Annotated in this window: 26 protein-coding genes and 1 tRNA gene; 17 read left to right on the top strand and 10 right to left on the bottom strand. The window is 65.7% G+C overall.

Annotated features, from left to right (window positions below):
* Positions 1-95: 95 nt before the first annotated feature.
* On the bottom strand, positions 96-629 hold the full coding sequence (locus tag LDO29_RS10430; RefSeq protein ID WP_224079714.1) for a TIGR00645 family protein: 534 nt from the start codon (positions 627-629) through the stop codon (positions 96-98).
* A 104-nt stretch (positions 630-733) separates the two neighbouring features.
* On the bottom strand, positions 734-1,642 hold the full coding sequence (locus LDO29_RS10435; protein ID WP_224079715.1) for a DMT family transporter: 909 nt from the start codon (positions 1,640-1,642) through the stop codon (positions 734-736).
* Positions 1,643-1,946: 304 nt separating this feature from the next.
* On the opposite strand from LDO29_RS10435, the gene acs reads away from it, so the two are divergent.
* The 5 genes from acs (at position 1,947) to LDO29_RS10460 (ending at position 7,606) form a co-directional block, all read left to right on the top strand.
* A complete protein-coding gene (acs, locus tag LDO29_RS10440; RefSeq protein WP_224079716.1) occupies positions 1,947-3,929 on the top strand; it encodes an acetate--CoA ligase in 1,983 nt (660 codons plus the stop codon).
* Positions 3,930-4,031: 102 nt separating this feature from the next.
* Entirely contained in the window at positions 4,032-6,083 is a 2,052-nt protein-coding gene (locus LDO29_RS10445; protein ID WP_224079717.1) for a VC_2705 family sodium/solute symporter, read from the top strand.
* A 60-nt stretch (positions 6,084-6,143) separates the two neighbouring features.
* Positions 6,144-6,234 (top strand) — tRNA-Ser (locus LDO29_RS10450).
* 192 nt (positions 6,235-6,426) lie between these two features.
* On the top strand, positions 6,427-7,275 hold the full coding sequence (locus LDO29_RS10455) for a D-amino acid aminotransferase (RefSeq protein ID WP_224079718.1): 849 nt from the start codon (positions 6,427-6,429) through the stop codon (positions 7,273-7,275).
* A gap of 55 nt (positions 7,276-7,330) precedes the next feature.
* Complete coding sequence (locus LDO29_RS10460; protein WP_224079719.1) at positions 7,331-7,606, top strand: hypothetical protein; 276 nt, start codon at positions 7,331-7,333, stop codon at positions 7,604-7,606.
* Between the two features lie 54 nt (positions 7,607-7,660).
* Here the strand turns inward: LDO29_RS10460 and LDO29_RS10465 are convergent, their stop codons facing one another.
* From LDO29_RS10465 to LDO29_RS10475, 3 genes are read right to left on the bottom strand one after another with little or no spacing between them, the layout of a single operon-like run.
* Positions 7,661-8,218, bottom strand: coding sequence for an OmpA family protein (locus LDO29_RS10465; RefSeq protein WP_396022652.1), 558 nt, complete (start codon positions 8,216-8,218; stop codon positions 7,661-7,663).
* Positions 8,215-9,489, bottom strand: coding sequence for a diguanylate cyclase domain-containing protein (locus LDO29_RS10470; protein WP_224079720.1), 1,275 nt, complete (start codon positions 9,487-9,489; stop codon positions 8,215-8,217). Before LDO29_RS10470 ends, LDO29_RS10465 begins: the two co-directional genes overlap by 4 nt.
* Positions 9,486-10,073: a YfiR family protein gene (locus LDO29_RS10475; RefSeq protein WP_224079721.1), complete on the bottom strand. Its 588-nt coding sequence runs from the start codon at positions 10,071-10,073 to the stop codon at positions 9,486-9,488. Before LDO29_RS10475 ends, LDO29_RS10470 begins: the two co-directional genes overlap by 4 nt.
* Before the next feature lie 416 nt (positions 10,074-10,489).
* On the opposite strand from LDO29_RS10475, the gene LDO29_RS10480 reads away from it, so the two are divergent.
* The 4 genes from LDO29_RS10480 to LDO29_RS10495 all read left to right on the top strand — a co-directional run bounded on the left by LDO29_RS10480 (position 10,490) and on the right by LDO29_RS10495 (position 12,117).
* Complete coding sequence (locus tag LDO29_RS10480; RefSeq protein ID WP_224079722.1) at positions 10,490-10,951, top strand: DUF4149 domain-containing protein; 462 nt, start codon at positions 10,490-10,492, stop codon at positions 10,949-10,951.
* 80 nt (positions 10,952-11,031) lie between these two features.
* Positions 11,032-11,235, top strand: coding sequence for a hypothetical protein (locus tag LDO29_RS10485; protein WP_224079723.1), 204 nt, complete (start codon positions 11,032-11,034; stop codon positions 11,233-11,235).
* Between the two features lie 118 nt (positions 11,236-11,353).
* Positions 11,354-11,749 carry a YXWGXW repeat-containing protein gene (locus tag LDO29_RS10490; protein WP_224079724.1) on the top strand — a complete coding sequence of 132 codons (396 nt, stop codon included), beginning with the start codon at positions 11,354-11,356 and terminating at the stop codon, positions 11,747-11,749.
* 140 nt (positions 11,750-11,889) lie between these two features.
* Positions 11,890-12,117, top strand: a complete 228-nt coding sequence (locus LDO29_RS10495) for a hypothetical protein (RefSeq protein ID WP_224079725.1) — start codon at positions 11,890-11,892, stop codon at positions 12,115-12,117.
* Between the two features lie 41 nt (positions 12,118-12,158).
* Here the strand turns inward: LDO29_RS10495 and LDO29_RS10500 are convergent, their stop codons facing one another.
* The 4 genes from LDO29_RS10500 to glpK form a co-directional block, all read right to left on the bottom strand.
* Entirely contained in the window at positions 12,159-12,542 is a 384-nt protein-coding gene (locus tag LDO29_RS10500; RefSeq protein ID WP_224079726.1) for a hypothetical protein, read from the bottom strand.
* Positions 12,543-12,620: 78 nt separating this feature from the next.
* Entirely contained in the window at positions 12,621-12,992 is a 372-nt protein-coding gene (locus LDO29_RS10505; RefSeq protein WP_224079727.1) for an MliC family protein, read from the bottom strand.
* 44 nt (positions 12,993-13,036) lie between these two features.
* Entirely contained in the window at positions 13,037-14,641 is a 1,605-nt protein-coding gene (locus LDO29_RS10510) for a glycerol-3-phosphate dehydrogenase/oxidase (RefSeq protein ID WP_224079728.1), read from the bottom strand.
* 42 nt (positions 14,642-14,683) lie between these two features.
* On the bottom strand, positions 14,684-16,234 hold the full coding sequence (gene glpK / locus LDO29_RS10515; protein ID WP_224079729.1) for a glycerol kinase GlpK: 1,551 nt from the start codon (positions 16,232-16,234) through the stop codon (positions 14,684-14,686).
* A gap of 38 nt (positions 16,235-16,272) precedes the next feature.
* Here glpK and LDO29_RS10520 point away from each other — a divergent pair, with 38 nt between their 5' ends.
* Together LDO29_RS10520 and purU are read left to right on the top strand one after the other, a co-directional pair.
* On the top strand, positions 16,273-17,115 hold the full coding sequence (locus tag LDO29_RS10520) for an NUDIX hydrolase (protein WP_224079730.1): 843 nt from the start codon (positions 16,273-16,275) through the stop codon (positions 17,113-17,115).
* Between the two features lie 69 nt (positions 17,116-17,184).
* A complete protein-coding gene (gene purU, locus LDO29_RS10525) occupies positions 17,185-18,051 on the top strand; it encodes a formyltetrahydrofolate deformylase (protein ID WP_224079731.1) in 867 nt (288 codons plus the stop codon).
* A gap of 76 nt (positions 18,052-18,127) precedes the next feature.
* Here purU and LDO29_RS10530 read toward each other — a convergent pair whose 3' ends face one another.
* Entirely contained in the window at positions 18,128-18,898 is a 771-nt protein-coding gene (locus LDO29_RS10530) for a DeoR/GlpR family DNA-binding transcription regulator (protein WP_224079732.1), read from the bottom strand.
* Between the two features lie 158 nt (positions 18,899-19,056).
* On the opposite strand from LDO29_RS10530, the gene LDO29_RS10535 reads away from it, so the two are divergent.
* The 6 genes from LDO29_RS10535 to LDO29_RS10560 all read left to right on the top strand — a co-directional run bounded on the left by LDO29_RS10535 (position 19,057) and on the right by LDO29_RS10560 (position 25,167).
* Positions 19,057-20,178 carry an ABC transporter ATP-binding protein gene (locus LDO29_RS10535; RefSeq protein WP_224079733.1) on the top strand — a complete coding sequence of 374 codons (1,122 nt, stop codon included), beginning with the start codon at positions 19,057-19,059 and terminating at the stop codon, positions 20,176-20,178.
* Between the two features lies 1 nt (position 20,179).
* Positions 20,180-21,298 carry an ABC transporter ATP-binding protein gene (locus LDO29_RS10540; protein ID WP_224079734.1) on the top strand — a complete coding sequence of 373 codons (1,119 nt, stop codon included), beginning with the start codon at positions 20,180-20,182 and terminating at the stop codon, positions 21,296-21,298.
* On the top strand, positions 21,295-22,179 hold the full coding sequence (locus tag LDO29_RS10545) for a carbohydrate ABC transporter permease (protein ID WP_224079735.1): 885 nt from the start codon (positions 21,295-21,297) through the stop codon (positions 22,177-22,179). Before LDO29_RS10540 ends, LDO29_RS10545 begins: the two co-directional genes overlap by 4 nt.
* Entirely contained in the window at positions 22,172-22,993 is an 822-nt protein-coding gene (locus LDO29_RS10550; RefSeq protein ID WP_224079736.1) for a carbohydrate ABC transporter permease, read from the top strand. Before LDO29_RS10545 ends, LDO29_RS10550 begins: the two co-directional genes overlap by 8 nt.
* Before the next feature lie 24 nt (positions 22,994-23,017).
* Positions 23,018-23,326, top strand: coding sequence for a DUF2160 domain-containing protein (locus LDO29_RS10555; protein ID WP_224079737.1), 309 nt, complete (start codon positions 23,018-23,020; stop codon positions 23,324-23,326).
* Between the two features lie 125 nt (positions 23,327-23,451).
* Complete coding sequence (locus LDO29_RS10560; RefSeq protein WP_224080040.1) at positions 23,452-25,167, top strand: ABC transporter substrate-binding protein; 1,716 nt, start codon at positions 23,452-23,454, stop codon at positions 25,165-25,167.
* Positions 25,168-25,172: the final 5 nt, after the last annotated feature.

Here is a 25,172-nt window from a genome sequence, read left to right on the forward strand (position 1 = left end):
GCATTCTGCGCCACATGCTGGCATTGGCAGCATTGCAAATGAAAAACCGCGGCGCAAGGCCGCGGTGCGGGGTGAAGCCAACGCTATCCGTTGTCCTAGTGTGATTCTGGCTTCGCATGGGCGCCGGCCGGGTGGGAGACCATGCGGTCCACCCAGGCCATCGCCAGCGCCGACAGCAGGAAAGCCAGGTGGATGGCCACCTGCCACATGATGGTGTGAGTCGATCGCTGTTCGGCATCAATGAAGGTCTTGAGCAGGTGGATCGACGAGATGCCGATCAGCGCCATCGACAGCTTGACCTTGAGCACGCCGGCGTTGACGTGGTCAAGCCATTCCGGCTCGTCGGGATGGTTGTCGATGCCAAGGCGCGAGACGAAGGTTTCGTAGCCGCCCACGATCACCATGATCAGCAGGTTGGAGATCATCACCACGTCGATCAGGCCCAGCACCACCAGCATGATCTTGTTCTCGTCGTATTCGGTCACGTGCGACAGCAGGTGCCACACCTCGACCATGAAGTGATAGACGTAGACGCCTTGCGCGATGATCAGGCCGAGGTACAGCGGCAACTGGAGCCAGCGCGAGGCAAAGATGAGGCGGGGGATGGGGCGGATCTGGGATTGGGCCATGGGCAATCAGGTGGATAGGTCTGGATTACCAGACAATCGAAATGGGGTTGGATTGTACCTTGACCATGTTGCATGCTGTGATCGCCGTCACCTCCTGAAACGCTTCAGGCGGCGTCACGTAATGCCCGGCGGCCTATCGGCCCCGGCCAGCTGGCCAGCACGATGCCGCCCAGCACGCAGGCCAGCGCCACGGCGTGCGGCCAGCCTGGCGTCTCGCCCAGGAAGATGATGCCGTAGGCGGCAGCCGCCACCGGCAGCACCGAGGTGAACACCCCCGCCAGCTGGGCCGGCACATGCCGGATGCCCTTCATCCATAGCCAGAACGAGAACACGCTGGCGGACAGCGCGTACCACAGCAGCATGAGCCAGGTTTGAGCGGGCACGCCGGAGGCGTCGAAATTCATCAACGGGATCACGCCCAGCGGCAGCATCAGCAGGCCGCCAATCAGGTGCGTGTAGGCGCAGATTTCGATGGCCGCCAGGGTCTGCGTGAGGCGGCGCGACAGGATGACATAGATCGATTCGCAGACCACGGCGCCGAGGATCATCAGGTTGCCGAGCAGTGCCTGGCCGCCGGCGCCACCGCCATGCGATCCGCCGCGCGCCACATTCAGCACCGCCACGCCGGCTACCGCCAGCAGTACCGAGGCCATCGTCCGGCGCGACAGCCGTTCGCGCAGCCACAGCCAGGACAGGATGGCAACCGTGGCGGGAATGGTGCTGGTGATGACGCCTGCGGCCATCGCGCTGGTCAGGCGCACGCCGTTGAGCATCAGCAGCGTGAACAGGAAGGTGCCGAAGAATGCCTGCAGGAACAGGTTGCGCCATTCCGCGCGCGAGACCTGGCGCATGCGGGACGGCCGGTACCACGGTGCCAGGCAGACGATGGCAATGACAAAGCGCAGCAGCGCGAACAGCAGCACCGGCACGTGCGCGATGATCGATTTGCCCAGGCCGACATTGCTGCCGACCAGCGCCATCGAGGCAATCAGGAAGAAGGGATAGATGGACACGGATACTGCCTCGGACGTGAGCACCCAGCCCCTTGTGCGGGCATGGTGCGGGCATTCCGCAAGCGCCGGGACTGGATACGCCGGAGGCGCTCGGACGCCGGAATATCGAGCCCGGGGCATTATAGCTGTGCTAGCCTAATGAAGAAGGCTGCACATTCTTTGTCACGGCCTCCGGCCTGCTGGTTTGCTGCTTTGCAGCAAGATCCGACGGCGCATCAGCAGTGCGGGGAGCGTCAGGTTTAAGTAAGGCGCCGGGCGTAATTTGGCAGCCAAGCCGTTCAGTCAAAAATCAGGAGACACGCCTATGTCCACCATCGAATCGGTGATGCAAGAGCATCGCGTTTTCAATCCGCCCGAGTCCTTCGTCCGGCAAGCCGCGATCTCGGGCATGGATGCCTACCGTGCGCTGTGCGCCGAGGCGGAGCGCGACTACGAAGGCTTCTGGGCCAGCCGCGCACGCGATCTGCTGCACTGGAACAAGCCGTTCACCAAGGTGCTGGACGAGAGCAACGCCCCGTTCTACAAGTGGTTCGAGGATGGCGAGCTCAATGCCTCGTACAACTGCCTGGACCGCAACCTGCAGAACGGCAATGCCGACAAGACGGCGATCGTCTTCGAAGCCGACGACGGCACGGTGACGCGTGTGTCATACCGCGATCTGCACGCCAAGGTCTGCCGCTTTGCCAATGGCCTGAAGAGCCGGGGCATCAAGAAGGGCGACCGCGTGGTGATCTACATGCCGATGTCGGTTGAAGGCGTGGTGGCCATGCAGGCCTGCGCGCGACTGGGAGCCACACATTCGGTGGTGTTTGGCGGCTTCTCGGCCAAGTCGCTGCAGGAGCGGCTGGTGGACGTGGGCGCCGTGGCGCTGATCACTGCCGATGAACAGATGCGCGGCGGCAAGGCGCTGCCGCTCAAGGCCATTGCCGATGACGCGCTGGCGCTGGGCGGCTGCGAGGCGGTGAAGGACGTGATCGTCTATCGCCGCACCGGCGGCAAGGTCAACTGGGTTGAAGGCCGCGACCGCTGGATGGAGGACGTCTCCGCCGGCCAGCCCGACACCTGCGAGGCTGTGCCCGTCAGCGCGGAGCATCCGCTGTTCGTGCTTTATACCTCCGGCTCCACCGGCAAGCCCAAGGGCGTGCAGCACAGCACCGGCGGCTACCTGCTGTGGGCGCTGATGACGATGCAGTGGACCTTCGACATCAAGCCCGACGATCTCTTCTGGTGTACCGCCGACATCGGCTGGGTCACCGGCCATACCTACATCGCCTATGGCCCGCTGGCCGCGGGCGCGACGCAGATCATCTTCGAAGGCGTGCCGACCTACCCGAACGCCGGCCGTTTCTGGGACATGATCGCGCGCCACAAGGTCAGCATCTTCTACACCGCGCCGACCGCGATCCGCTCGCTGATCAAGGCCGCCGAGGCCGACGAGAAGGTCCACCCGAAGCAGTACGATCTGTCGAGCCTGCGCTTGCTGGGCACGGTGGGCGAGCCGATCAACCCCGAAGCGTGGATGTGGTACTACAAGAACATCGGCAACGAGCGCTGCCCGATCGTCGATACCTTCTGGCAGACCGAGACCGGCGGCCACATGATCACGCCGCTGCCGGGCGCCACGCCGCTGGTGCCGGGTTCGTGCACGCTGCCGTTGCCGGGCATCATGGCGGCCATCGTCGACGAGACCGGGCAGGACGTGCCCAATGGCAGCGGCGGCATCCTTGTGGTCAAGCGCCCGTGGCCTGCGATGATCCGCACCATCTGGGGCGATCCGGAGCGGTTCAAGAAGAGCTATTTCCCCGAGGAACTCGGCGGCGAGCTGTACCTGGCCGGCGATGGCTCGATCCGCGACAAGGAGACCGGCTACTTCACCATCATGGGCCGCATCGATGATGTGCTGAACGTGTCGGGCCACCGCATGGGCACGATGGAGATCGAATCGGCGCTGGTCGCCAACCCGATCGTCGCCGAAGCCGCCGTGGTGGGCCGCCCGGACGACACCACGGGCGAGGCCATCTGCGCGTTCGTGGTGCTCAAGCGCGCGCGTCCGACCAATACCGAAGCTCATCAGATCGCCACGGAACTGCGCAACTGGGTGGCCAAGGAAATCGGCCCGATCGCCAAGCCCAAGGACATCCGTTTCGGCGACAATCTGCCCAAGACGCGCTCGGGCAAGATCATGCGCCGCCTGCTGCGTTCGCTGGCCAAGGACGAGGAGATCACGCAGGACACCTCGACGCTGGAAAACCCCGCGATCCTTGAGCAGCTGAAGCAGGCGCAGTAACCGGACCATCCGGCAACGCCTTGCCCGACAGAACCCGCCGCCGCGTCCAGCGCGCCGGCGGGTTCTTCACCTTAATCGTCCCCAACTGCCCGACCGCCGCCTATGCCCGACCCCCAGTCGCGTTTCCGCCGCCGGCTGATGCTGTACTACGGCCTGTTCACGCTGGGTTTGTTCGGCTTCGTCGGCATGATGGGGCTGCTCGAGAAATCCAATGCCGATGCACTGTGGCTCGGTTATGTCTTTCTCTTCGTCACGATAGCGATCTACGCCTGCATCGGCCTGATCTGCCGTACGTCAGACCTCAACGAATACTACGTGGCCGCGCGACGTGTGCCGGCCATGTTCAACGGCATGGCGATCGCTGCCGACTGGATGAGCGCTGCGTCGTTCATTGGCCTGGCGGGCATCCTGTTCGCGTCCGGCTACGAAGGGCTGGCGTATGTGATGGGGTGGACCGGAGGCTATTGCCTGGTGGCGTTCCTGCTCGCGCCGTACCTGCGCAAGTACGGCGGCTACACCATTCCCGATTTCCTGGCAGCGCGCTACGGTAATGGCAAACCGGGCGGCAACCTGCCCGTGCGCGCCATCGCGGTACTGGCGGCGTCGCTGTGTTCGTTCGTCTACCTGGTCGCGCAGATCCAGGGCGTGGGCCTGGTGGTTACGCGCTTTATTGGCGTGGAATTCGCGGTCGGCATCTTCTTCGGACTCGCCGGCATCCTGGTTTGCTCGTTCCTGGGCGGTATGCGCGCCGTGACATGGACCCAGGTGGCGCAGTACATCATGATGATCGTTGCCTTCCTGGTCACGGTCTCGATGATCGCCTGGAAGCACCATCATGAAGTGGTGCCGCAGCTAAGCTACGGCCCGCTGCTGTCGCAGCTGGACCAGCGCGAGCGGCAGCTCGAACGCGAGCCAGCGGAACTGGCCGTGCGCGAGTTCTACCAGCAGCAGGCCATCCAGATGCAGGATCGCATCGCGCGGCTGCCCGAGTCCTTCGCCGAAGAGCGCGATGCCCTCGACGCGCGCCTGCGCGACCTGCGCGCGCGCAATGCTCCGCTGCGAGAAATCAAGGCACTGGAACGCGAACGGATCGAATTCCCGGCCGATGCGGCCGCCGCGCAGCAGCAATGGAACCAGATGCGCGAAGATGCGCTCGCGCGCAGCCAGCCTTCCACGCCCTCCACCGAGCCTTATCCGTCGGCGTCCGAGCAGGAGCGCGGCACCAAGCGGCTGAATTTCGTGCTGCTGGTGTTCTGCCTGATGGTGGGCACTGCCAGCCTGCCGCATATCCTCACGCGCCTGTACACCACGCCTTCGGTGAAGGAAACGCGTAACTCCGTGGCGTGGGCCGTGTTCTGCATCGCTTTGCTGTACGTATCAGCCCCCACGTTGGCGGCGCTGGTCAAGTACGAGTTCTTCCAGCACGTGGTCGGCACGCCTTACGCCGAACTGCCGCAATGGGTCGTGCAGTGGCGCAAGGTGGATCCACCCGTATTCGCGCTGCGCGACGTCAATGGCGACGGCATCGTGCAGTGGGCCGAAATCCTGCTTCAGCCTGACATGATTGTGCTGGCGGCGCCCGAGATTGCCGGGCTGCCCTACGTGATATCCGGGCTGATCGCCGCCGGCGCGCTGGCGGCGGCGCTGTCTACTGCGGACGGCCTGTTGCTGACCATCGCCAACGCGCTGTCGCACGATGTCTTCTATCACATGGTCGACCGCCAGGCGAGCCACCAGCGGCGCGTCACTACCGCCAAGATCGTGCTGCTTGGCGTGGCGCTGTTCGCGTCGTATGTCACGTCCCTGCGTCCCGGCAATATCCTGTTCCTGGTTGGGGCCGCTTTCTCGTTGGCAGCCTCAAGCTTCTTCCCGGTGCTGGTGCTGGGCATCTTCTGGCGCCGCACCACGGCCGCCGGCGCGGTGGCAGGCATGGCAGCCGGGCTTGGCATCTCCGTCTACTACATCTTTGTCAACTATCCGTTCTTCACACGGATGACAGGGATTTTCGGCGACAGGTGGTTCGGCGTTGATCCGATCGCGTCGGGCGCTTTCGGCGTCCCGGCGGGCTTCGCCGCGGCCATCCTTGTGAGCCTGGTCACGCCACGGAACGCGCCCGTGATCGATCGCCTGGTGAGCTACTTGCGAAAGGGGTAGGGCGCGCGCTCACGAAACGCTGGACTCGGCATTGGGGTCTGCTATAATCGCGGACTTCCCGGAGAGATGGATGAGTGGTTTAAGTCGCACGCCTGGAAAGCGTGTATAGGTTAATAGCCTATCGGGGGTTCGAATCCCCCTCTCTCCGCCAGATTCAATACCAAAGGCCCCGATGCGAATCGGGGCCTTTGTCATTTGAAGCAACGCATCACGCCGCAGCGTGCCAACGCATGTTGCTTGCCACAGGTTGCCGAGCCAGCCATGGGTCCTTATGCACCAATTGCATAGGTTTCTCCCCTTACCCGTGAAAGAATCGGACATCCCCTCCCAACGCACCCGCACCATGTCCGACCCCACCGTCTACCTCAACGGCGAACTGACCCCCTTGTCCGAAGCCCGCATCCCTGTGCTGGATCGCGGTTTCATCTTCGGCGACGGTATTTACGAAGTCATCCCAATCTACAACGGCAAGCCGTTCCGCGGCGCCCAGCATCTGGCACGCCTCGCGCGTAGCCTTGCGGCCATCGGTATCCCCGATCCGCACAGCGAGTCCGAATGGCTGGCGCTGATCGCGCGTGTGGTGGAGGCGAACGGTCTGTCCGACCAGATGGTGTATATCCAGGTCACCCGCGGCGTGGCGCGGCGCGCGCACGCATTTCCCAAGGAGGTCACGCCGACGGTGCTGATCATGACCAACCCGATGGTGCTGCCGTCGGCAGAGGCCGTGGCTCAGGGCGTGGCATGCGTAACGATGGAGGATCGCCGCTGGCTCAATTGCCAGATCAAGTCGACGTCGCTGCTGGGCAATGTGCTGGCTGCGCAATACGCTGCCGAGCATGGTGTGACCGAGGCTATCCAGTTCCGCGACGGCTGGCTCACGGAGGCCTCGTCGTCCAATGTCTGGGTGGTGCGCAAGGGCCGGGTGTCGGCGCCGCCCAAGGACAACCTGATCCTGGAAGGCATTCGCTACGGCCTGATGGAAGAGCTCTGCGCGTCGCTCGATATCTCGCTGGAAGCGCGTCGCATCGCGCGTGAGGAGGTCTTCAGTGCCGATGAAGTGCTGCTGTCTTCGGCAAGCAAGGAGCTGCTGCCAGTGGTGTCGATTGACGGGCAGGCCATTGGCACTGGCGCGCCGGGCCCGGTATTCCGCAAGCTCTACGACGCCTACCAGGCCGCAAAGGCGGCGCTTTGAGAGTCGGGGCAGGCCCGTGCTAGCATGACTGCCAGACCGCTTCCGGGAGATTGCCATGGCCAAGCGCGAGCGCGGCCCGCGCGCCTTGCAGGACGAGGTGAGCCGGCGAGTGCAGCAGATCGACGAAATCGGCGAGGACGGCGCCAGGATCCGCGTGCCGATGCCTGAGCCTCACCCGCGCGATGCGCGCGGGCGGAACTGGGATATGAAGGGCTTCGGCAAGGCTACCGGTTACGAGGCCAGCATCCGCGCCGTGGTCGACAAGGTGCGCGACGAGTTCGATCTGTCGGACGCCATCGAGAACCGGGCGCCCAATCCCTTCGGCGACTGAGCAAATCCGTTCCGCCAATTGAGCTGGCCATAGGCCGCGACACATCCGGTCTGGCTATTCCACCGTCACCACGATGGAAGCGCGCCGGTTCTCTGCTCGGCCGGCGGCGGTGCGGTTGTCTGCCACCGGCTGGCGCTTGCCCATTCCGCGTACCTCGATGTTCCGGCGTTCGAAACCGGCGGTGACCAGCACCCTGGCCACCGCTTCCGCGCGCCGCAGGGAAAGCCGCTGGTTGTATTCCGCCGTGCCGATGTCATCGGTGTGGCCATCCACGCGCACGTGGTCGATGCCGACACCGGTCAGCGCGTGGGCAAGGCGAAAAATGCCGGCGATGCGGTCCCGGGGGATTACGTCTTCGTCAAAGCCGAAAAGGATTTTCTCCGACCGGCCGAGTTCCCAGCCCATATCCGTCAGCGTAAAGCCTTCCTGCTGGAGTACCGCCACCTGTTCCGGCGTCAGGCCCCGTGGCGGGGGCGTGGTGCGGCAGCCCGACAGCGCCGCAGCCATCGCTACCAGTACCGCCAGCAACACGGTCGCCGCCAGCCCGCGTCTATCCGACGGGCTGGCATGCGGCAACTGGCTTGCCGTAGCGGATCGGTGGGCAGGCGTCATGGCTGGTCCCGGCTGGCCTCCAGGCGTGGCTCGGCACTCTGCCAGGTCCCGCCAGATCGGCGCTTGGCGCCGTACATGGCCGCATCGGCCGCATGCAATAGCCCCTGGCTGCCCAGCGCATGCACCGGAAACACGGCTATGCCAATGCTAAGCGAAGCCGTGATGCGGGTGCCATCGGGCAAATGGATAGGCTCGGGGATCCGTTGCAGGACCTGCTCGGCGATCTGGATGGCGTCCGCCGGTGCGCGCAAGGAGGTGGTAAGCACGGCGAATTCGTCGCCGCCCAGGCGGGCGACCACATCGCCTTCGCGTACGCTTGCACGGATGCGCTGCGCGAGGGCTGCCAGCACGGTATCGCCCGCGGCATGCCCGAAGCGGTCGTTGATGCCCTTGAAGTCATCGCTGTCGAGATAGAGCAGGGCCGCATAGGCGGCGCTGGCAGCCGCAGTGCGTACCGCAAGTTCCAGGACTTCCTCGAAGGCGGGGCGGTTGAGCAGGCCGGTCAGCGCGTCGTGGCTGGCGCGATGCGCCAGCGAGCGGTTCTCGTGCTGCATCTGGTTCTGCCAGGTTTCCAGCTCATCGAGCAGGCCGTTGAAGTCGTCGCCGAGCGCATTCAGTTCCTCGATGCGGGCCGGCGGCGTGCGCTGGGCAAAGTCGCGCTCCGAACGTACGGCGTGGGCCACGCGCATCAGGTCGCGCAGCGGTTCGACGATCTGCACCAGCATGCGGCTCGACATGTAGTGTGCGCTGACGGCGGTAAGCAGCAGGCAGGCGAGCAGGCCCAGCCCGCCCTGCAGCACGAAGTACAGAAGATTGGACGGGTCGCCGGTCATGCGCAGGGTGCCGACCGGTTGGGCGTCATGCAGGATCGGCTGTTCGATCACGCCGGTGCCGAGGAATTCCCCGATCGCGTACCGCAAGCCGTCGCGGCGTTCGTGGCCGGGGCGCTGCCATTCCGCCAGGACGCGGTTGTCGAGATCCAGCACGGTGGCGCGGGAAACGTCTTCGGAGGCGGCAATCAGGGCCAGCGTCTCGCCGGTGGCAGCCTTGTCGTGGAATACCACGGGTGCCTCGAGCGTATAGGCAATCGAGCGCGCCACCAGGCGCAGGTTGTGGTCCGCATAGACCCGCAGTGCCGTGAGGCCCAGCGCGGTGAGCGAGAGCCCTGCCATGCAGACGGCCAGCAGCGCCACGCCGAGGTGGATGCGGCGCAGCGCGCTGTAGAGGGTAGGGCGTTGCCGGCCATTGGCAGGCCTTGATCCGGGCTTCATGACGATGCGCCCCTGCGCCGGCCCAGTTGCAGCACGGCCGGATGAACATGGACACCGCTGCGGGCGAGCGAATCGAGATTCACGCGGAACGACACCTGGTTCTCGCGGATGTTCAGGCAGAACATGCTGCCAACCTCACACTCGAAGTCCTCTTCGCTGATCACCAGCACGGGCCGGCCGGCCAGTTCCGCGGCAAGCCGCTGGCGCCGCGCGTCGGTCATGGTGCCAAGATAGAGCGCATCGCAGTTGCCGGCGAGCGGTTCCGACATGACATCGACCTCGCGCGTGCGCACCTGGCGGCCGTTGCTCAGCGTACCGCCTTCGAGCAGCCGCGCCGGATACCGGCTGGTGTTGTCCACGCAAAGGCGGATCGACTCGCGTTCCGACGGCCAGCGCGCATAGCCGAGCAGGCTGAAGACCACCCGCGCAACCATGTCGGCGCGTTGCGGGACAGGCTGCGCAGTCACGCCGGGCGGCAACACGGCCGGCACGATGGCAAGCACGACGGCCGCCAGCAGGTGCAGGCAGCAGCGGAAGGGGCTTTGGTTCCGCCTGGAGCGGATTCTGGCTGGGGCGCGAGCCATGAGGTGGACGGAATGTGCGTACGGCCTGATCGGGTTGTCCTGGGCACGCTTCGGGAGGGAATGCGCTTGCGTTCCTACCGCGTACGGTTCCGGGGTGCAGGCGGCGTGGCGAAAGTATTGTCCCGGCGGCAGCGCCGGGCGGTCAAGGCATGCACCGGCCGGCTGCCTGGCGCCATGCCGCAACTGCGTTCTGATTTTGGTCCCGCCGGGCGCAGGTTGGGGGCGGTTACCGGCATTGTCAGGAGCGGTTATTGGCGGTTATGGGCGGTTATGGGCGGTTATTGGCAGCGCCGCAGCAATCCTGAATCCCGGAGGCAGGCCCCGCGGCATCTTTGCGCACGTTAATGCGCGTGAGGCATAGAATGCAGGTCCCGGCGCCCGCAGCGCTTGTACCCGCTTGTCCCCGCACAAAAACGATGACTTTCCTGCCGATCCTCCTGTTCCTGCATGTGATAGCCGCCGTCGTATGGGTGGGCGGCATGTTCTTCGCCTATCTGTGCCTGCGACCTGTCGCGGGGCAGGTGCTGGACCCGCCTTCGCGGCTGCGGCTCTGGCGCGGGGTATTCGACCGCTTCTTCCGCTGGATCTGGGCGGCGGTGGTGCTGATCCTGCTCAGTGGCGGTGCCATGATGGCCAATGTCGGCATGGCTTCGGCACCGCCCAACTGGCACCTGATGGCGGCCATCGGCGTGGTAATGGCCGCAATATTCCTCTTCGTTTTCTTCGGGCCCTATCCTGTCTTGCGGCGCACCGTGGACGCCGGCGAATGGCAGGCTGCCGCCGCTGCGCTCAACCGGATCCGGCAGGCCGTCGGCCTCAATCTCGTGCTGGGCCTGCTCAACGTCGCGGTGGCCACGCTCGGGCGCATTGCCGGTTGATCAGCTGGGCGGCGACGGTTCGGGGAACTGTCGTGCTGCTGTGCTAGTCTTTTCAGACACGCATTCCAAGGAGGTGGATCATGGCGAGTGAGTCCCATTCCGGCCTGAAGGCTTTCGTGCAGACTGCGCCCCAGGCGGGCCGCTATGTCTGGATCATTTCACTGGTCGATTTCAATGCCCAGCAGATCCGGCGCACCATTGTTTCCGACGATACCTTCACGACATCGGATGCCGCGCGGGTTGCCGGCGATGCCGAACTGAAGGCCATGGCTGCGGACCATTAGTCCATCGCGCCGTCGCGCTGCGGCACGACGGCATAGCCTGTGCCTGGATACCCTTTCTTACAACGGATGTGCCCCTTTCGGCGTTAGACTTGGGCCACATCTACAAGAAAGGGTTTCCATGACGAATCGTTTTCGCGTCCTGCCGCGTGCGGTCCTGCTTGCGGCCTTCGTTTGCGGCGGACTTGCCGTTGGCCACCCGGCACAGGCCCAGGTCTCGGTCAACATTGCCATTGGCGTGCCGCCGCCGGCGCCGGTGTATGAGGTCGTGCCCGCGCCGCGCCCCGGCTATGTCTGGATGCCCGGCTACTGGGACTGGGACGATCACCACCACAAGCATGCGTGGAAGAAGGGTCGCTGGGAGCGTGAGCGGCCCGGCTACGTCTATGAGTCTCCGCGCTGGATCCAGTCGCGCGACGGCTGGGTTCTGGTGCCCGGCCGCTGGGACGATCACCGCGGCAAGGGCCCGAAGGGGTATCACTGCCCGCCGGGCCACGCCAAGAAGGGCGAATGCTGACGCAATCCCGGATGACGGATTGACGCCGCAGCCTGCACGGTGACAAGTGTGCTGCATGCCATGCTACGATCCCCGCGGCGGTAGTGCGAAGCGCCCGCAGGCCATCTGGCCTGCCTGCAGCCGACACGGAGAGACGGACAATGGCAAAGCATGTTTTCACGCGTGCTCAGTATCTCGACATCCTCAATGACAGCTTGCGCAACCATCCGGGCTGGCGGCCCGGCATGGCTTTCGTGTTCCTGCCGCCAGGCGCCGATGCAAGCCAGGCAACGGCCGTGGGATGTACGGGCCCGCTCGAGGCCATTCCGGTGTATGCGGAGATCCAGCGCGTGGCGGCGGACCTGATCGAGGTAAGGGACGAGTCCTAGCGCAGCACGGGCGGCATGCCTGAACGCGCTGCGCGCGAGTCTTACTCCTCGTCTTCCTCATCTCCGAGGAATTCGCGGCGCAGCATCCAGTTGGCGATGGCTTCGTCGCAGATCTTCTTGAGCTTCTGGCGGTCCGGCACCTTGTCGATCATCGAGAAGTTGACCAGTGCCATGCCGGCATCGGTGATGTAGAACATGCGGCGCGGGTCGTCGTGGTGGACGATGCGCCCGTCGATGTCGCCTTCCTCACTGTCGGTCGGCATGTCTTCGAGTTCGACCACGCGGCACGTGAAGCGAGGGCTCCGCGTGTGAGTCAGATACTCGAATTCGTCGTGCAGGACCTCTCCGCCCTTGCCCGCGGCAATCGCGAAGCCCCAGATGAAGCGCGGCATCGGCAGGTCGGACAGGTCTTCAATCTCGTCCATGGTGTTCTCCGTGTTGCAATTGCCCGCATTATCGCCCGGAATGCCGTTGCCTCAAATGGCGGGCGATGGCGGGCCGCGCTATCGCACCGCGCGGCACCCGCCCAGCATGGGCGGATTGGCGTCCGTCTGCATCAGGTCGCGCAACGTGCCCTCGTCGCCCTTGGTCCACCATTCGTAGCGGCCGCCCACGTAGCGCGCGCCGGAACCGCTTATCACGCTCACCGCCAGCACGGGCTTGCCTTCCAGCCGCAGGATGGCCGCCTGATTGTCGGGGCTGTTGAAGTAGCGCACGGTCAGTGTCTTGTCGTTGTCGCACTGGTATCGGATGGTGCGAACTTCGGGGAAGCGCACGTTGTCGATGCCCGGAGCACTGGCAGCGCATGCGCTGCCACTGGCGCACACGGCCAGCAGCAGGGCGAGGAGGGTGAACGGCTTCGGGCAGTGGCTCATGTCGGTTGTCCTGTCGGGAACGTTGATGGCAGCAGGCGGCCGACTCAGGCAAGCATATATCCAGCGGCGAGTTTGCGGAAACTCTCTACTTCGCCAGCCTGCCAGGCTTCGTCGTGGCCCAGTTCTTCCGCCAGGATGGACGCGACGCGCGGTGCGGCCTCCAGGGCCGCGCGGGCGTCCAGGAAGAGCGCGCGGTTGCGGCGGGCCAGCACATCCTCGACGCGGCGCGCGAGTTCGTGACGGGCGGCAAAGCGCACGTGGGCCTCGGTCAGCCCCGCCGTCGGCGCCAGGAAGTTCTCGTTGCCGGGCAGGGCCCGCAATGCCGGCAGTTCATTGCCATAGTAGCGGTCCGGCGAGACCGAGTTGGGTGCCGGGAGGTCCGCAGGCAGGCCGGTGGCACCGTGCAGGGCAAGGTCGGCCGTCACACACGGCGCGGCGCGCAGCATCTGGCGCTGGATGGCCGTCTGGATGACATCCTCGGCCATCTTGCGGTAGGTAGTCCACTTTCCGCCGGTGACCGTGATCAGTCCGGCGCGCGACACCAGGATGGTGTGCTCGCGCGACAGCGAAGCCGTCGATGCCTCGCCGGTCGCCCTGACCAGCGGCCGCAGGCCGGCCCAGACACTGGTGACATCGGCTCGGCCCGGGTCGCGGGCCAGGTAGCGCGCGGCGGTATCCAGGATGAAGTCGATGTCGTCGGCGCTGGCATTGGGCTCCAGCGGCAAGTCCTTGCGCGGCGTGTCGGTGGTGCCGACGATCGTGTGCCCGTTCCATGGCACCACGAACAGCACGCGGCCGTCATCGGTCTTCGGGATCAGGACGGCCCGGTCGCCCGGCAGGAAGCTGCGCGGCAGTGTCAGGTGAACGCCCTGGCTTGGCGCGACCATGGTGCGCGCCTGGCCGTCTTCCATCTGGCGGATGGCGTCCACCCACACCCCCGTGGCATTGACCACGCAGTCGGCACGCAGGCGGAAGGTGGCATCGCCCAGCGCATCGCGCACGGTCACGCCGTTGACCACGCCGCCCTGCTGCGACAGGCCGGTCACCGGCAGGTAGTTGATGGCGGTGCCGCCCACGTCGAACAGCGTGCGCATCAGTGCAATCGCAAGCCGGGCGTCGTCGAACTGGCCGTCGAAGTACAGGTTGCCGCCGCGCAGCGGGCGTCCGCCCACGTGCTCGGCCAGTGTCGGCGCGGCGGCCAGCACCTCGCGGTGGTTCAGCCAGCGGCTGCCATCCAGGTTCAGGTTCCCCGCCAGCATGTCATAGAGCTTCAGGCCGATGCCATAGAACGGCTGGTCGAACATCTGGTAGGCCGGCACGACAAAGCCCAGCGGCCATACCAGGTGCGGTGCGTTGCGGGCCAGCAGCCCGCGCTCGTGCAGGGCTTCGCGCACGAGGCTGATATTGCCTTGCGCCAGGTAGCGCACGCCGCCATGCACGAGCTTGGTAGCCTTGCTCGACGTGCCCTTGGCGAAGTCGGCCGCTTCCACCAGCAGCGTGCGATACCCGCGCGAGGCGGCATCGACGGCCGTGCCCAGGCCGGTGGCGCCGCCGCCGATGACGATCACGTCCCAGCGGGGCTCCCGTTCCAGGCTCGCGAGCAGGGCGGCGCGGGAGGGCGGCTGGATCGGGGTCGGGACTTTCTGCATGACTCGTTCGGGTAGTGGTTGGGAGCGGGAGCGGCGCTGCAATCAAGGTTTCGCGGTGCCGGCGGCTTCGTCGTCTTCGCGCGCCCAGTCGCGGGCCCGTGCCACGGCGCGGTGCCAGCGGGCCAGCCGGTGGGCGCGCTCGTCGCTGGACAGGTTCGGCTCGAAACGCTGTTCCACCTGCCATTGCCTGGCGATCTGTGCCGGATCGCTCCAGTACCCGGTGGCCAGCCCGGCGAGGTAGGCGGCGCCCAGTGCCGTGGTTTCCGTGACGCGCGGGCGCACCACGGTCGTGCCGAGCAGGTCGGCCTGCATCTGCATCAGCAGGTCGCTGCGCGAGGCGCCGCCATCCACGCGCAGTTCGGCCAGCGAGATGCCGGCGTCCTTCCGCATGGCGTCGAGCACGTCCACGCTCTGCAGCGCAATCGATTCCAGCGCGGCGCGCGCAATCTGCGGGCGGCCGGTGCCGCGCGTCATGCCGACCAGCGTGCCGCGCGCGAACGCATCCCAGTGGGGCGCGCCCAGGCCGGCAAAGGCCGGCACCAGCACCACGCCGCCAGTGTCGTCGCACTGGAGCGCCAGTGGCTCGGCCTCGGGGGCGCTTTCGATGATCTTCAGGCCGTCGCGCAGCCACTGGATGGTGGCGCCGCCCATGAAGACCCCGCCCTCCAGGCAGTATTGCGTCTGCCCGCCAATCTGCCAGCCGATCGTGGTGAGCAGCCGGTTGCGCGAGACTACCGGCTGCGGGCCGGTGTTCATCAGGAGGAAGCAGCCCGTGCCGTAGGTGTTCTTGGCCATGCCCGGCGACAGGCAGGCCTGGCCGAAGGTAGCCGCCTGCTGGTCGCCCGCGATGCCGGCAATGGGCACGTCCAGGCCGAACAGGCGGGGCACCGTCCGCGCGACTTCGCCGCTGGACGGCACCACCTCCGGCAGCACCTTGTGCGGGATGTCGAGCAATGCCAGCAGCGCGTCATCCCATTCGAAGGTGTGGATGTTGAACAGCATCGTGCGCGAAGCGTTGGACACGTCGGTCACGTGGCGCGCGCCGTCGGTAAGCTGCCAGACCAGCCAGCTGTCCACGGTGCCGAAGGCCAGTTCGCCGCGCAGCGCGCGTTCGCGCGCGCCCTGGATGTTGTCGAGCATCCAGCGCAGCTTGGTGCCGGAGAAGTAGGCGTCGACGACGAGGCCAGTCTTCTCGCGGATCATCTCGCTATGCCCGGCCGCCTGCAGCGCCTCGCACATCGGCGCGGTGCGGCGGTCCTGCCAGACCAGCGCGCGTCCCACCGGTTCGCCGGTCTTGCGGTCCCACAGCACCGTGGTCTCGCGCTGGTTGGTGATGCCGATGGTGCGCAACTGCGAAGCCGAGATACCGGCGTCGTTCAGGACCTCGTGCGCGACCGCCAGCTGCGACTGCCAGATTTCGTACGGGTCGTGCTCGACGTGGCCAGGATGTGGGTAATATTGGCGGAATTCGCGCTGGGCAAGCCGTACCACGTTGCCGGCGTGATCGAACAGGATGGCACGCGAACTGCTGGTGCCCTGGTCGAGCGCCAGTACGAACTGCTGCTGCCCGGCCTGCGTGGTCTGCTGGTTCATGCCTTTCGTCCCTGAAAAACCTCAACTTGCGTCTTCCGATGCCTACCGCCACCCTTGCCGCCATCGACGCGTCCATTGCTGCACGCAGCCCGTTCGACCGCGCCACCAAGCTGCGCCTGATGGTGTCGGGGCAGCAGGTCGGCTGGCTGCCGCGCGCCCACGCCGACATCCTGCGCGGCATGGGTTGCGTGCTGGGGCCGGAAGAGGACACGCCGTCCGGCCCCGGCGTTGACCTGCTGCCGGGCCGCGGCGACTTCGCCGTACGCAGCGCGGCGCTGGAGGCCCTGGCAAGGCAGCTCGCCGACGCGGGCCACGTGCGCGGCTGGCGCAATGAGCTGTTTGCCGTGACGCCGGCACTCGATGCCCCGGCGCTGGCCGTGGTGGAGCGCGCGGCGGCGCGCTTCCTTGGCCTGCTGACGTTCGCGTCGCACATGAATGGCGTGGTCCGCGGCGAGCAGATCTTCTGGATCTCGCGGCGCAGCCCTGCCAAGGCAGTCGACCCGGGCATGTGGGACAACCTGGTGGCAGGCGGCATGCCGCACGGCAGCGACCCGCTGGCCACGCTGGTGCGCGAATGCGAGGAGGAATCGGGCATCCCGCCCGCGCTGGCGCGTGGCGTGCAGGCGCACGGCCGCATCGAAGTGCTGCGCGAGATCCCGGAAGGCGTGCAGTGGGAACACGTCTATATCTATGACCTGGAGCTGCCCGCCGACTTCATCCCGCACAACCAGGACGGCGAGGTGGCCGAACACCGCCGCATCGATCCCCCCGCATTGCTTGCTATCATGTCGGCCGGCACCATGACGGTCGATGCGACACTGGTGACGCTGGATGCCCTCCGCCGGCGCGGCTGGCTGGCATCCGCTGGCGATTCCGCCTGATGCCGGGCCACGGGCCCTGCCTGCGCCCTCCCGGCCCTGTGCCGCACGCACCCGACAGAACAATTCACGATGAGCAACACCGGATTCATTCTCACTCTTTCGTGCCCGGACCAGCCGGGCATCGTCCATTCCGTATCGGGCCTGCTGTTCCAGCACGGCTGCAATATCGTCGATTCCGACCAGTACGGCGATGAATTCACGGGCCGCTTCTTCATGCGGGTGCATTTCACCCCGCCGGCCGGCGGCCCGGGCCTGGATGCGCTGAAGGCGGCGTTCGCGCCGGTGGGCGACCAGTTCGGCATGCAGTGGGAACTGTTCGACGCCGCGGCCAAGCCGCGCGTGATGATCATGGTGTCGAAGATCGGCCACTGCCTGAACGACCTGTTGTTCCGTGCCAAGGTGGGCGGGCTGCCGGTCGAGATCGCGGCCATCGTCTCCAACCACCGCGACTTCTACCAGCTGGCGGCGTCCTACGACGTGCCGTTCTTCCACCTGCCGCTGATGAACGCGTCGGCCGAACAGAAGGCCGCGCAGGAAGCCCGCGTGTTTGAAGTCGTGCGCGACCAGAACATCGACCTGGTGGTGCTGGCGCGCTACATGCAGGTGTTGTCCGACGACCTGTGCCGCAAGCTGGCGGGCCGTGCGATCAACATCCACCATTCGTTCCTGCCGAGCTTCAAGGGCGCCAAGCCTTACTACCAGGCCCATGACCGCGGCGTAAAGCTGATCGGCGCGACCGCGCACTACGTGACGGCCGACCTGGACGAGGGCCCGATCATCGAGCAGGAAATCGAGCGCGTCGACCACAGCATGGATCCGGAGCAGCTCACGGCCGTCGGCCGCGACGTGGAGTGCGTGGCGCTCGCACGCGCGGTCAAATGGCATGCGGAACACCGCATCCTGCTGAACGGCCACAAGACGGTCGTCTTCAAGTAATTCCCGCAGCGTGCCGCCGGCGCGCATTGCGCCGGCCGGCCGGTGGACACTGCCGCGCGCCGCCGTGGCGATAATTTCAGTCCTGGTCCGCCACCACACAGTTCACTCCGCTGTCTGCCAGGATCTGCCCGAACGGGGCCGCCAGCGGCTGGTCGGTGAACAGCCTGTCCACCTGCGACAGGTGCGCCAGTTCCACCATGGCCTGGCGATGGAACTTGCTGGCGTCCGCGGCCAGCCACACCTCGCGCGAATGCTCCATGATGGTCCGCGCCACCTTGACCTCGCGGAAATCGTAGTCGCGCAGCGTGCCGTCGGCCTCGATGCCCGATATGCCGATCAGACCGATATCGACCTTGAACTGGCGGATGAACTCGACGGTGGCTTCGCCGACGACGCCACGGTCGCGCGAGCGTAGTACGCCGCCGGCGACGATGACTTCGCAGTCCGGGTTGTCCGCCAGGATATTGGCCACGTTCAGGTTGTTGGTGATCACGCGCAGGCCGCGGTGGTGCATCAGCGCGCGGGCAATCTCTTCCACGGTGGTGCCGATGTTCAGGATCAGCGAGCAGCCTTCCGGCACCGCCTTGGCCACCGCGCGCGCAATGCGCACCTTGCCTTCTGCATTGAGCACTTGCCGCTGCCGGTAGGCAATGTTCTCTGTGGTCGAGCCCTCGACCCGCACCCCGCCGTGGAAGCGCGCGAGCATGCCGGTTTCGGCCAGAAGGTTGACGTCGCGCCGTACGGTCTGCAGCGTCACGCCGAACTTGCGTGCGAGTGCATCGATGGAAGCAAAGCCCTGGCTGCGGACTTCTTCGAGAAGGGCTGTCTGGCGGGGATTGAAGGTCATGCCGGGCATTCTAGTTCAAACCAAAACGAAAACAAATGATGCGTTGCACTATTGTTTTATTTTCGTTTATTTACTAAAACGAGCGTAAAGCCAAGCATTGTGCGCGTGAGGCGCGCGAGTTCCTGTGGTGTAAGAGGCATTTCGAACATGGAGATCGGATGCAGCTGAGTCTGGAGGGCATTGCGCAGCAAGCGGGCTCGCAGCCCTGCCTTTACCCGATGTCGCTTGTCCCGGTGGCAGGGGCGGTCACCGTGCTGCTGGGCGCCACGCAGGCGGGCAAGACTTCCCTGATGCGCGTGATGGCCGGCCTGGACCGGCCCAGCTCGGGCCGCGTGCTGGTGGACGGTGTTGATGTGACCGGCGTGCCGGTGCGCGAGCGCAACGTCTCGATGGTGTACCAGCAGTTCATCAATTACCCGTCGCTGCGCGTATTCGACAACATCGCGTCGCCGCTGCGGCTGCGGCGGCAGGCTGACCGCAATGACATTGCCGCCCGCGTGCGGTCGCTGGCTGCCAGGCTGCATATCGACCACCTGCTTGACCGCTATCCGGCCGAGCTGTCGGGCGGTCAGCAGCAACGCGTGGCGCTGGCCCGTGCGCTGGCCAAGGGCGCGCCGCTGATGCTGCTGGACGAACCGCTGGTCAACCTTGACTACAAGCTGCGCGAAGAACTGCGCGAGGAACTGACCCACTTGTTCGCGCAAGGCGATGCCACCGTGGTCTACGCCACCACTGAACCCGCCGAGGCGCTGCTGCTGGGCGGATACACCGCAGTGCTCGACGCCGGCGAGCTGCTGCAATACGGCCCGACGCCGGAGGTCTTCCACTATCCCGATTCGCTGCGCGTGGCGCGCGCCTTCAGCGATCCCCCGATGAACCTGATCGAAGGCACGTTGCAGGGCGGCTGGGTCACGCTGTCGGACGACATCTCGGTGCCCGTCCCCGAGGCGGGCAACCACGCCGGGCCTGTCACTGTGGGCGTGCGCGCCGCGGCGCTGCGCCTCGAAAGCGTGCCGGGATCGGTGCCGGTGCCAGGCCGCGTGGCGCTGGCGGAGCTGTCCGGCTCGGATACGTTCGTGCACGCCGACACGCCCGTGGGCAACCTGGTCGCGCAGTTCGCCGGCGTGTTCGACCTGAGGCTGGGCGCGCCGCTGACGCTGCATCTCCTGCCGGCCCAGCTCTACGTGTTCGATGATGGTGGCCGGCGCATTTGCGCGCCGCGCCGGCCCGGCGGGCTGGCGGCCGATGTTCCGCCTGCCGGCGCGGTGACGGGGGGCTGAGATGGCGCGTATCGACCTGGACCTGGCCCATTCCTATCTGGCCAACCCGCGCTCCGACGAGGACTACGCGTTGCTGCCGCTTAAATTCAGCTTCGAAGACGGCGGTGCCTATGCCTTGCTGGGCCCGTCGGGCTGCGGCAAGACCACGCTGCTGAACTGCATTTCGGGGCTGCTGCAGCCGTCGCAGGGCCGTATCCTGTTCGATGGCCGCGACGTGACGGCCGACCTGCCGCAGGCACGCAACATCGCGCAGGTGTTCCAGTTCCCGGTGGTCTACGACACCATGACTGTTGGCGAGAACCTGGCTTTCCCGCTGCGCAATCGCGGCGTGCCGCCCGCGCAGGTGCGCGAACGGGTAGGGCGCGTGGCCGAGATGCTGGATCTGTCGGCGTCACTGGACCGGCGCGCCAGCGGGCTCGCGGCCGACGCCAAGCAGAAGATCTCGCTGGGCCGCGGACTGGTGCGGCACGATGTGTCCGCGATCCTGTTCGATGAGCCGCTGACCGTGATCGATCCCCAACTCAAATGGCAGCTGCGGCGCAAGCTCAAGGAGATCCATCACGAATTCCGGCTGACGCTGATCTACGTGACGCATGACCAGACCGAGGCGCTGACCTTCGCCGACCAGGTGGTGGTGATGTCGCGCGGCAAGGCCGTGCAGGTCGGGTCGGCCGACGCGCTGTTCGAACGGCCCGCGCATACCTTTGTCGGGCACTTCATCGGTTCGCCGGGCATGAACTTCCTGCCTGCCAGCTGGCGCGACGGCGCCGTCGAAATGGCCGGACGCCGCTACGTGCCGCCCCTGCCTGATACCGTCGCCAGCGCGCTGCGGGAGGCAGGCAGCTTCCGTGTCGGCGTGCGGCCCGAATACGTGCGCCTGGCCGGCGACGGCGATACGCAAGCTGTACCGGTGCGCGTGGAGCGTGCGCAGGACATTGGCACCTACTGGCTCGTGACCGGCGCCGTGCAGGAGGCCGGGGCGCGGGCGGGCACCCTGCGTGCGCGACTGGGTGCGGAGGCGGCGGCGCTGCGTCCCGGCGAGACGGCGTGGCTGTCCGTGTTCCACCGCCACACCTGCTACTACGTGAATGAAATGCTGGTGCCATGGAGTCCGCAATGAAGCCCATCAACCAGAAGGCCTGGCTGCTGGTGTTGCCGGTGGTGCTGTGCGTGGCGTTTTCGGCCATCCTGCCACTGATGACCATCGTCAATTATTCGGTGCAGGACATCATCTCGCCCGAGCGGCGCGTGTTCGTCGGTACCGAATGGTTCCGCACCGTGCTGCGCGACAGCGAACTGCATGACGCGCTGCTGCGCCAGCTCGGCTTCTCGCTGGCGGTGCTGCTGGTGGAGATCCCTTTGGGCATTCTGCTGGCGTTGTCGATGCCTGCAAAAGGATGGAAGGCATCGGCCGTGCTGGTCATCGTCGCACTGTCATTGCTGATTCCTTGGAATGTGGTCGGCACGATCTGGCAGATCTTCGGGCGCACGGACATCGGCCTGCTGGGCGCCGTGCTCGATGCCATGGGGTTTGACTACAACTACACCGGCAGCGCCTTCGACGCCTGGGTGACGGTGCTGGTGATGGATGTCTGGCACTGGACGCCGCTGGTGGCGCTGCTGTGCTATGCCGGCCTGCGCGCCATTCCCGATGCCTATTACCAGGCCGCGCAGATCGATGGCGCGAGCCGCTTCGCCGTGTTCCGCTATATCCAGCTTCCAAAGCTGCGCGGCGTGCTGATGATCGCGGTGCTGCTGCGCTTCATGGACAGCTTCATGATCTACACCGAGCCCTTCGTGCTGACGGGCGGCGGGCCGGGCAACGCCACCACGTTCCTGTCGCAGTACCTGACGCAGAAGGCCGTCGGCCAGTTCGACCTGGGCCCGGCGGCGGCATTCTCGATCGTCTATTTCCTGATCATCCTGCTCATGTGCTTCATCCTCTACAACTGGATGCAGCGCGCGGGCACCGCCGGCAGCGAGGACATGCCCCATGGCTGATACCCGCAACCGCGCCACGGGGTGGCGCACCGCATTCCTGTTGGTCTACCTGCTGTTCGCCATCCTGCCGATCTACTGGATGGTGAACATGTCGTTCAAGACCAATGAGGAAATCCTTTCCACGCTGTCGCTGTGGCCGGCGGAATTCACGCTCGAGCACTACCGAACCATCTTCACCGATGTCTCGTGGTACTCGGGCTATATCAATTCGCTGATCTACGTCGCCATGAACACGGTGATCTCGATCACGGTGGCGCTGCCCGCGGCGTACGCGTTTTCACGCTACCAGTTCATCGGCGACAAGCATGTCTTTTTCTGGCTGCTGACCAACCGCATGACACCGCCGGCGGTGTTCCTGCTGCCGTTCTTCCAGCTCTACAGCACCATCGGGCTGATGGACACGCACCTTGGCGTGGCGCTGGCGCACCTGGTGTTCAATGTGCCGCTGGCGGTGTGGATCCTCGAAGGCTTCATGGCCGGCGTGCCGCGCGAGATCGACGAGACGGCGTATGTGGACGGGTATTCGTTCCCGCGCTTTTTCCTGACCATCTTCCTGCCGCTGATCAAGGCGGGCGTGGGCGTGGCGGCGTTCTTCTGCTTCATGTTCAGCTGGGTGGAACTGCTGCTGGCGCGCACGCTGACCTCGGTCAACGCCAAGCCCATCGTGGCCACCATGACGCGCACGGTGTCGGCGTCGGGCATGGACTGGGGCGTGCTCGCCGCCGCGGGCGTGCTGACCATCGTGCCGGGCGGCATCGTGATCTGGTTTGTGCGCCACTACATCGCGAAGGGCTTCGCGATGGGGCGCGTGTAGTCCTGGGACGAAAGGAGACCGTTCATGCTGAGCTGGATGGTATGGACTACGCCCGTGGCGGTGTTCTTCGCCAGCATCGTCGTCATGCTGGCAGTCATGACGATCTGGGAGGTCCGCTCGCCCGCCGTACTGCGCAAGGGCTTCCTGCCGATTGCCACGACGCGTGGCGACCGCCTGTTCATCGGGCTGATGTGCGCGGCCTGGATCAACCTGGCGTGGGTGGGCCTTGGCGAGAACCTCATGCAGTGGTTCTCGCTGGTCGAAGAGCCTTCCATCTGGATCAGCTTCGTCGTGTCGATGCTGGTCCTGCTGCTGGTCATGCGCAAGGGCTGAAGGCAGGCTCGCGACGGCATTCATGGGACATGCGGCTTATCCCTTCCCCCCGGGGCCGCGCCCGGACAGCAAACGGGGAGGGGACTCTTGAGGAGACACTGATGAACGTGCACGTGAAGTCAGGAATGACAGTCCTTGCCTGTGCGGCCGCGCTGGCATGTGGCCACGCCTGGGCTGGCGAGGCCGAGGCGAAGAAGTGGATCGACAACGAGTTCCAGCCTTCGTCTCTGTCCAAGGACAAGCAGTTGGCCGAGATGAAGTGGTTCATCGACGCGGCCGCCAAGCTCAAGGCCAAGGGCGTGACGCAGGTCAACGTGGTGTCCGAGACCATCACCACGCACGAGTATGAATCCAAGACGCTGGCCAAGGCGTTCGAGGAGATCACCGGCATCAAGGTGAACCACGACATCATCCAGGAAGGCGACGTGGTGGAGAAGCTGCAGACCTCGATGCAGTCGGGCAAATCCATCTATGACGGCTGGATTTCCGATTCCGACCTGATCGGCACCCACTATCGCTACGGTGCCATCCTGCCGCTGTCGGACTACATGGCGGGCGCCGGCAAGGAGTGGACCAACCCCGGCCTCGATGTGAAGGACTTCATCGGCACCAAGTTCACCACCGCGCCGGACGGCAAGCTGTACCAGCTGCCCGACCAGCAGTTCGCCAACCTGTACTGGTTCCGCGCCGACTGGTTCGCGCGCAAGGACCTGCAGGACAAGTTCAAGGCCAAGTATGGCTATGACCTGGGCGTACCGACCAACTGGTCCGCCTATGAGGACATCGCCAACTTCTTCACGAATGACGTGAAGGAGATCGACGGCAAGAAGGTGTACGGTCACATGGACTACGGCAAGAAGGACCCGTCGCTCGGCTGGCGCTTCACCGATGCCTGGCTGTCCATGGCGGGCACGGCCGACAAGGGCCTGCCCAACGGCATGCCGGTCGACGAATGGGGTATCCGCGTGGGCGAGGACAAATGCACGCCCGTAGGCGCCTCGGTGTCGCGCGGCGGGGCGACCAACAGCCCTGCAGCGGTCTATGCGCTGACCAAGTACATCGACTGGATGAAGAAGTTCGCACCGCCGCAGGCCACGGGCATGACCTTCTCCGAAGCCGGCCCGGTGCCGGCGCAGGGCCAGATCGCGCAGCAGGTCTTCTGGTACACGGCCTTTACCGCCGACATGACCAAGAAGGGGCTGCCGGTCGTGAATGCCGACGGCTCGCCCAAGTGGCGCATGGCACCGTCACCGTACGGCCCGTACTGGAAGCAGGGCATGCAGAACGGCTACCAGGACGTGGGTTCGTGGACCTTCTTCAAGAACACCGATCCTAACCGACTGGCCGCGGCATGGCTCTATGCACAGTTCGTGACCGCCAAGACGGTGTCGCTGAAGAAGTCGCTGGTCGGCCTGACGTTCATCCGCGACAGCGACATCCACCACGACTACCTGACCAGGAACGCGGCCAAGTACGGCGGGCTGATCGAGTTCTACCGCAGCCCAGCACGCGTGGCGTGGACGCCGACCGGTACCAACGTGCCCGACTATCCGAAGCTTGCGCAGCTCTGGTGGAAGAACGTGGCCACCGCCGTGACGGGCGAGAAGACGCCGCAGGCCGCCATGGACAACCTGGCTGAGGAAATGGACCAGGTCATGGGCCGCCTGCAGCGTGCGGGCATGACCCACTGCGCGCCCAAGCTCAATGCCAAGAGCGACCCGTCCAAGTGGCTGTCGAACGACCACGCCCCGTGGAAGAAGCTGGACAACGAGAAGCCGAAGGGCGAGACCATCGCCTATGACAAGCTGCTGCAGGCGTGGAAGGAGGGGCGCGTTCGCTGATGCAA

This window comes from Cupriavidus laharis, from assembly GCF_914271435.1.
Taxonomy (GTDB): domain Bacteria; phylum Pseudomonadota; class Gammaproteobacteria; order Burkholderiales; family Burkholderiaceae; genus Cupriavidus; species Cupriavidus laharis.